This window comes from Clostridium sp. KLE 1755, from assembly GCF_000466465.2.
Taxonomy (GTDB): domain Bacteria; phylum Bacillota; class Clostridia; order Lachnospirales; family Lachnospiraceae; genus Eisenbergiella; species Eisenbergiella porci.
The window spans coordinates 22,801-29,916 of sequence record NZ_KE992640.1; the positions used below are offsets into that span (position 1 = coordinate 22,801).

A 7,116-nucleotide genomic window follows, 5' to 3' on the forward strand; every position below is an offset into this window, starting at 1 on the left:
TAAATTCCTCCGTCAGCAGGCCCGCCGCCTGCACATTGAGCCGGTATATTTTACCGCCCCGTCAGCGCCTTTACAGCTCCTCACACACCTGGAAAATATAAAATTTCAGATAATAGGATTCGTCCGCCGCCCACAAAATCGGATGATCACAGCACTGGGTACGGAACTCCACCTGCCGCAGCCTCTTGTGCGCCCCATGAGCCGCCTCCCGGATGGTCTTGGCAAAAAGCTCCGGTTCCATGAAATGAGAACAGGAACAGGTCACAAGAAAACCTCCGTCCTCCACCAGCTTCATTCCCCGCAGGTTAATTTCGCGGTATCCTTTTACCGCATTCTTGATCGAATTTCTGGATTTGGTAAAAGCGGGAGGATCCAGAATCACCACATCGAACTTCTCGCCCTTTTCCTCCAGCTGCGGCAGCAGCTCAAACACGTCCGCACACTGGAATTTCACCCGATCCTCCAGATGGTTCAGGCGGGCATTTTCCTCCGCCTGCAGCACTCCGGTCTGAGAGGCGTCCACGCCAAGCACGCTGTCCGCGCCGGCGATTCCTGCGTTCAATGCAAAGGAACCGGTATGCGTAAAACAGTCCAGAACCTTTTTCCCTTTACAGAGACGCTGGACAGCGGCCCGGTTGTATTTCTGATCCAGGAAAAAGCCGGTCTTCTGGCCATCCTCCACATCCACAATATATTTAACGCCGTTTTCTTCAATTTCCACCTTCGTATCAAAGGGTTCGCTGATAAAGCCCTTATAACGCTCCATTCCCTCCTGAAGCCGTACCTTGGCGTCGCTGCGCTCATAAATGCCGCGTATTTCAATGCCGTCCTTTTTCAGCACCCGGCAGATCGCGTCCAGGATTGCAGGCTTGAGCCGGTCGATGCCAAGAGCCAGGGATTCCACCACCAGGCAGTCCGAAAACTTGTCCACCACCAGGCCCGGAAGCCAGTCCGCCTCCCCGAAAATCAGTCTGCAGCAGCCGGTATCCACCGTCTGTTTCCGGTAATCCCAGGCATTTTGCACTCTTTTTTCCAGAAACGCATCATCAATGACCGTTCCCTTTTTCCGGGAAAGAAGCCTTACCGTAAGCTTTGACCTGGTATTAATAAAGCCAATCCCCAGAAAAAAACCGTCGAAATCGTGTACGGTTACGATATCGCCGTTTTCAAAATCCCCTGCAATGCTTTCTATTTCATTATCATAAACCCACATGCCGCCGGCCTTTAAAGTCCTGCCAGCTCCTTTTTTCAATGTAACCAGAGTATCGTACATACTACCTCACATTCCTGTTGCCGCCGCGTTTTCTCACGGTTTGCGCAGTAAATGCGCAGACCTGCCTCAACTGTAACAATTATTTCACTATTTCTTCCGTTTTGTATTGTAAGTGTAACATATTTTCTTTATAATTTACAGTAGCAATGAAAAGTCCAAATAGAGGAAACGGAACGCAGGAAAGCCAAGCATTCAATGACCGGCAGAAGCCTGGTTTCGGAGGAGAGCTTATGATTCTGGAAAAATTCTATGAGAACGCTGAAACACTGCATGTGGGGACGGAGGAGAACAGATGCTTCTACATGCCCCTGGACCTGCAGGAAAAGGAAAATGCCCGCAATTTAAGCGGCATTGACTGGAAATTCGGTTACTTTCCCTGTGTGGAGGCCGTACCGGAGTTCCAAAGGAAGGATTTCGACGAAGAACAGTTCGGCAGGATAGAAGTGCCTTCCTGCTGGCAGATGCTGGGCTTCGATCAGAAGCAGTATACCAACGTCCGGTATCCCTTCCCTTTTGATCCGCCCTATGTTCCCGACAATAATCCCTGTGGCGCTTATATCAAATATTTTGACATCAGCCGCAGTGAGGCGAAGGAGGAACAGTTCCTTTATTTTGAAGGCGTGGATTCCTGCTTTTACGTGTGGATTAACGGGAAATTTGTGGGCTACAGCCAGGTTTCCCACAGCCCCAGCGAATTCAACATCACCGGTAAAACCAAAACCGGCATGAACAAGCTGGCGGTCCTTGTGCTGAAATGGTGTGACGGCAGCTATCTTGAGGATCAGGATAAGTTCCGTATGTCCGGAATATTCCGGGATGTGCACCTGATTTTCCGCCCGAAGGAATACGTAAGGGACTTCACGGTGACAACGCCTGTGGACTTTGCGGGGAATACGGCCCGGGTGGAAGTGAAGCTGGACAGTGTCGTGGGAGAGCCTCAGGTAATCTGCGAGCTGTGGGATAAGGATACGCTTCTTGGAGAATGCGAAGCAAAGGACGGCAGCGCCGCTTTTTCCGTGAAGGATCCGGTTCTGTGGAATGCGGAGGAGCCTTATCAATATACGCTCAAGCTCAGGACCCCGGAAGAAATCCTGGTTCAGAAGGTAGGCATCCGTACCATTTCCATAAAAGACGGCGTGGTGCTCATTAATGAACGCCCGGTGAAGTTCAAAGGCGTCAACCGCCATGACAGCAGCCCTTATACCGGCGCAGTGGTATCCCGCGTGGACGCCATGTTTGACCTGCGTATCATGAAGGAGGCCAATATCAACGCCATCCGTACCAGCCATTACCCCAACGCTCCCTGGTTTCCCCAGCTGTGCAGCGAATACGGTTTTTATCTGATAGCGGAAGCGGATATGGAATCCCATGGCGGCGCAACGGTGTACGGCGGAAGCACGGAGGGCACGTTCAGCTATTTTGCCGAAGATCCTCGGTTTAAGGCTTCCGTTATGGATAGGGTGCAGCGCAATGTGATCCGGGATAAGAACTGCAGCAGCGTGATTTTCTGGTCGCTTGGCAATGAGTCGGGCTACGGAACCAATTTTGAAGAAGCAGGACGCTGGGTGAAAAATTATGATCCCACCAGGCTGCTTCACTATGAAAGCGTCCATTTTGAACCTGCAGGACACAAAAAGGATGAATCCATGCTGGATGTGGAGAGCCATATGTACGCCTCTACCCAGATGATTGACGAATATTTTGCACAGCCGGGAGAAAAGAAGCCCTTTGTTCAGTGCGAGTTCATCCACGCCATGGGCAACGGCCCCGGGGATATCGAAGACTATATGCAGCAGATATATAAATATGACGGCTTCTGCGGCGGCTTTGTCTGGGAGTGGTGCGACCACGCCACCTATGAGGGCAGGGCGGAGAACGGAAAGGAAATGTTCCACTACGGCGGAGATGCGGGAGAATTCCCCCATGACGGCAACTTCTGCATGGACGGCCTGGTATATCCGGACAGGCGGCCTCATGAAGGGCTTTACGAGTGGAAAAATGCCATCCGCCCTATCCGCGCCGAGCTTACAGACAGGAAGAAAGGCATTATCCGCCTGCACAACAAGCTGGATTTCAGGAACCTGAAGGATTATATCTATCTGCGCTATGAAATCAAGAAAAACGGCGTCCTGATGGAAGAAGGCATTCTGGATGAACTGGAAGCGGAGCCTCACGGCTTTATGGACATTACCCTGAAGCTTCCGGCAAAGACAGAGGAGCGCTGCTATCTGAAGCTCACTTACTACCAGAAGGCCAAGGATAAGCTGACCCAGGTGGGCCATGAAATGGGCTTTGACCAGTTCGCACTTTCCGAGGAGAAGGAAAAAGAGCCGGCTTTTGAAAATAAGGGAGAACCGCTTACCCTGACGGAAACGCCGGAAGCTTTCTGCCTTGGCAACGAATTCCTTCACTACGAATTCGGGAAAAAAGAAGGGAATTTCATTAAACTGGAGCGCCACGGGGAAGCCCTTGTCACAGCGCCTGTGGAATGGAATGTTTACCGGGCTCCCACGGACAATGACAGAAACATTGTAAATGTATGGAAGGAAGCCGGCTATGACAGAAGCGTGGTCAAGGTATATGGCTGCGAAGCGAAGCTGAGACAGGGGATTGTTACCATTACCTGTGATTTCTCCATAGCAGCGGTGTTCATCCAGCCCTTCCTGAGACTGCATGCCGTATGGACCGTAAACGGCGACGGGGAAATCAGGGTTACGGTGGATGGAAAGAGGGATATCGCCTTCCCGTTCCTTCCCAGGTTCGGCCTGAAATTCTGTATTCCCGAAAAGCAGCAGGAGGTGGCCTACTTCGGATACGGCCCTCATGAAAGCTACTGCGACAAGCATCAGGCAAGCTATATGGACGTTTTCCATACCACCGTGCCTGAGCTCCACCGTGACTATGTGCGTCCCCAGGAAAACGGCAGCCACTACAACTGCTTTACCGTGAAGGTGGGAAATCTCACCGCCAGGGGCAGAAAGCCCTTTTCCTTCAACGCATCCGAGTACACCATAGAAGAGCTTGCCACGAAGAAGCACAACTATGAGCTGGAAAAAGCAGGCTGCGTTGTGGTGTGCACAGACTATAAGCAGAGCGGCGTAGGATCCAACTCCTGTGGGCCCCAGCTCCTTCCCCAGTACCGTTTTGACGAGGAAGAGTTTGTCTGGGAGATGCTGTACTGCTTTGAATAAGGAAGAAATGCTGAATAAATAAGGTAAATGCGCAGGGATGCTGCCCGATCAGGGCGGCATCCTTTTTTGCTGGAAAAACCGGACAACATTTTAACGGGCAAAGCATATTATTTACCCTGTAAAAAAACAGCCTCTTTTACTATATTAAAATTACAGGGTTTATGTTAAAACCGCAGGGAGCGGCGGAGTAACTGCCGGTCCACATGAAAAGCTGGAGGGCAATCATATGCGCAATTACTTAACGGAAAGAATCATGAAAAAGGAATATTATGAGGGAGCAGGGAAATGCCCGGAATGTATGGATAAGCTTCCGGTGACTACGGAAAAGGAACGAGAGGAAAAAAAGAAAATCCTCAGGCAGCTGCTGGCAAAAGCAGCCCAGGGGAACTACGATGAAGAAAACTACAGGGAAGGGGATCTCCTTCCGGAGGAAGAATACTGCAGATACCTGGAAGAAGACGGAAGTTTCAGTGACCTGCCCGGTAGCACGGAAAGTATATTGGAGGCCTTTGCCAGGCTTGCCTGCATTACGGAAAGGCACCACTGGAGAAAGGGAATTCCCTGGGAGAGCGGGGAACGTAAGGAAACCGTCCTGAAAGCAATTATAAAATACGGACGGATGGAAATAGAGAGGGAAGATAAGGGCATATGCCGTTTTCATAAGTCCCTCTTTTACCTGCCTAAAACATCGGTCAGCATGTGCTTTGCCCTTTATCCGGATTTCATGGATGCCCAGGAACATCCGGAAAAACAGGCTCCCCTTGTGACAGAAGCCATGGAAGTACTGCTGCGGGTTATTTTTCAATGCTGGCAGCTGCCCCTGCGCAATAACCATACCGATGCACATCCCATCTGTGTGGATCGGTTCCGCGTACATGTCTGGTGGATTGGAGCAAATGGGATTACCTACCGGCCTGTATTTTATGCTGCTGTGCTGCTATGCACACCTGAAATACCCTGAGTTCCAGATGAAGACCAATCCTGTTGACAACAAGTTTGCGGAAAAATACAAGAACACCGGCTACAGCGACGTACTCGTACCGCCTACCGAAGCAGCGGATGAGTATCTGACGGATCTGAAAACCTACACGCTGGACTCCTATATTAAGATCATCACAGGGGAAGAAGACATTGATTTCTTCGATGAGTATGTAGAAGAATTTAATTCTACCGGCGGCCAGCAAATCATAGACGAAATCAACGAAATGATGAATGCGGGAAAATAAAACTTACTGCTGCAGAATATTTTTAAGTAAGAAAGAAACCGCAGTACAGTTATAAAAACTGTTAAAGAAAGAATGCTGCTCATAGCTGAACAGCATTCTTTCTTAATGTACAGCGCCGTGTCACGGCCCATATCTTCGCTCAGTATCCAGGCCGGGCATGAACTACTCTTTCTCATTCCTGCCGGAATCCCCTTCATCCCCGCTGGAAACCTCCGCATCCTTGTCGGAATCCCCTTCATCCCTGCCGGAAACCTCCGCATCCTTGTCGGAATCCTCTTCATCCCTGCCGGAAACCTCCTCATCCCCGTTGGAATCCTCCTCATCCGGAATCCTCTCCAGATAATTTTTCTCCCCGCAGTTAGGACAATACAATATCTGCCCGCCCTTTCCGCCTACTGAAAAAATCAGCTGCATCAGTGAAGGCTTAAATTCCTGCCCGCAGGCCGGACACTTACAATGGGAAGTACGCCTGTAGGACAGCCTGCGCACAATCAGGATCAGAATAAACAAAATAATCAGAAACAAAGCGGTAACAGGTATTATCTTTTGCAGGTAATCCATAAAAATCCTCCCTCACAGCCCGGACTATCAGGCCAGATAAGCCTTCAGCAGCTTAAACGTATTCTCCACGCCCTTTTTATGGCTGCGCTCATAGCCATGAGAAGCATAGACACCAGGCCCGATCAGCCCATGACGCACATCATAACCCGCAGTCAGCGCCGCATCCGCATCCGATCCATAATGAGGATATACATCCACCGCGAAATCAGCCTCCGCCCTTTTTGCAGCATCGATTAAACCGCTTACCACATCATAATGATAAGGCCCCCTGCTGTCCTTCGCACAGATAGAAACCTGGCACTCATCACACCCAAGGCCATCGCCCACGCAGCCCATATCCACAGAAAGAACCTCAGTCACATCCGCCGGGATAGAAGCGCAGCCACCGTGACCCACCTCTTCAAACACTGTAATATGCTGATAAATCGTCCGTGCAGGCCTGATACCCTCATCCTTCAGATATTTTGCAAACCCAAGAAGAATTCCCGTACTCAGCTTGTCATCCAGAAAACGGCTCTTAATGAACCCGGATTCCGTCACCACTGTCCTCGGCTCAAAACAAACGAAATCCCCCGGCATGATCCCCAAAGCCAGCACATCCTCCTTGCTGCGGATGATTTCATCCAGAAGCACCTCCATCTCCCCATAGCTTCTCTTAACCTCATTATAATTATCATTCACATGAATTGAAGCATTTTTCAGCTGAAACGTCCCTGTATAAACCTTTCCGCCGCGCGTAATCACCCGGCAGTTTTCAGCCTCCGCATTATTCGCATTCATTCCCCCGACAGGAGTAAGATGCAGCCTTCCCGTTGAAGATACCTCAGCCACCATAGCCCCCAGCTCCACCGCCTTCTGGATGACA

General features: G+C 50.4%; 6 protein-coding genes. 3 read left to right on the top strand and 3 right to left on the bottom strand.

Annotated features, from left to right (window positions below; translation table 11 throughout):
• Positions 1-70: 70 nt before the first annotated feature.
• Positions 71-1,273 (bottom strand): class I SAM-dependent rRNA methyltransferase, encoded by a 1,203-nt coding sequence (locus HMPREF1548_RS00305; RefSeq protein ID WP_021633602.1) that lies wholly within the window; start codon positions 1,271-1,273, stop codon positions 71-73.
• A 230-nt stretch (positions 1,274-1,503) separates the two neighbouring features.
• Between HMPREF1548_RS00305 and HMPREF1548_RS00310 the strand changes: the two genes are divergently transcribed.
• The 3 genes from HMPREF1548_RS00310 (at position 1,504) to HMPREF1548_RS00320 (ending at position 5,690) form a co-directional block, all read left to right on the top strand.
• Positions 1,504-4,464 carry a glycoside hydrolase family 2 TIM barrel-domain containing protein gene (locus HMPREF1548_RS00310; protein WP_035320375.1) on the top strand — a complete coding sequence of 987 codons (2,961 nt, stop codon included), beginning with the start codon at positions 1,504-1,506 and terminating at the stop codon, positions 4,462-4,464.
• 226 nt (positions 4,465-4,690) lie between these two features.
• The gene (locus tag HMPREF1548_RS00315) at positions 4,691-5,425 is read left to right on the top strand and encodes a hypothetical protein (RefSeq protein ID WP_021633605.1); all 735 of its coding nucleotides are present in this window, start codon (positions 4,691-4,693) and stop codon (positions 5,423-5,425) included.
• A gap of 7 nt (positions 5,426-5,432) precedes the next feature.
• A complete protein-coding gene (locus HMPREF1548_RS00320) occupies positions 5,433-5,690 on the top strand; it encodes a hypothetical protein (RefSeq protein WP_021633606.1) in 258 nt (85 codons plus the stop codon).
• 162 nt (positions 5,691-5,852) lie between these two features.
• Here the strand turns inward: HMPREF1548_RS00320 and HMPREF1548_RS00325 are convergent, their stop codons facing one another.
• Positions 5,853-6,251, bottom strand: coding sequence for a hypothetical protein (locus HMPREF1548_RS00325; protein WP_021633607.1), 399 nt, complete (start codon positions 6,249-6,251; stop codon positions 5,853-5,855).
• A gap of 27 nt (positions 6,252-6,278) precedes the next feature.
• Positions 6,279-7,116, bottom strand: an 838-nt coding sequence (locus tag HMPREF1548_RS00330; RefSeq protein WP_021633608.1) for a M42 family metallopeptidase, incomplete at its 5' end; no start/stop codon positions are given.

What these genes read in the sequence shown, in the direction of transcription:
- HMPREF1548_RS00320 (WP_021633606.1), top strand. Translation starts at nt 5,433, where the DNA reads ATGAAGACCAATCCTGTTGACAACAAGTTTGCGGAAAAATACAAGAAC.
- HMPREF1548_RS00305 (WP_021633602.1), bottom strand. Translation starts at nt 1,273, where the DNA reads ATGTACGATACTCTGGTTACATTGAAAAAAGGAGCTGGCAGGACTTTA.
- HMPREF1548_RS00310 (WP_035320375.1), top strand. Translation starts at nt 1,504, where the DNA reads ATGATTCTGGAAAAATTCTATGAGAACGCTGAAACACTGCATGTGGGG.
- HMPREF1548_RS00325 (WP_021633607.1), bottom strand. Translation starts at nt 6,251, where the DNA reads ATGGATTACCTGCAAAAGATAATACCTGTTACCGCTTTGTTTCTGATT.
- HMPREF1548_RS00315 (WP_021633605.1), top strand. Translation starts at nt 4,691, where the DNA reads ATGCGCAATTACTTAACGGAAAGAATCATGAAAAAGGAATATTATGAG.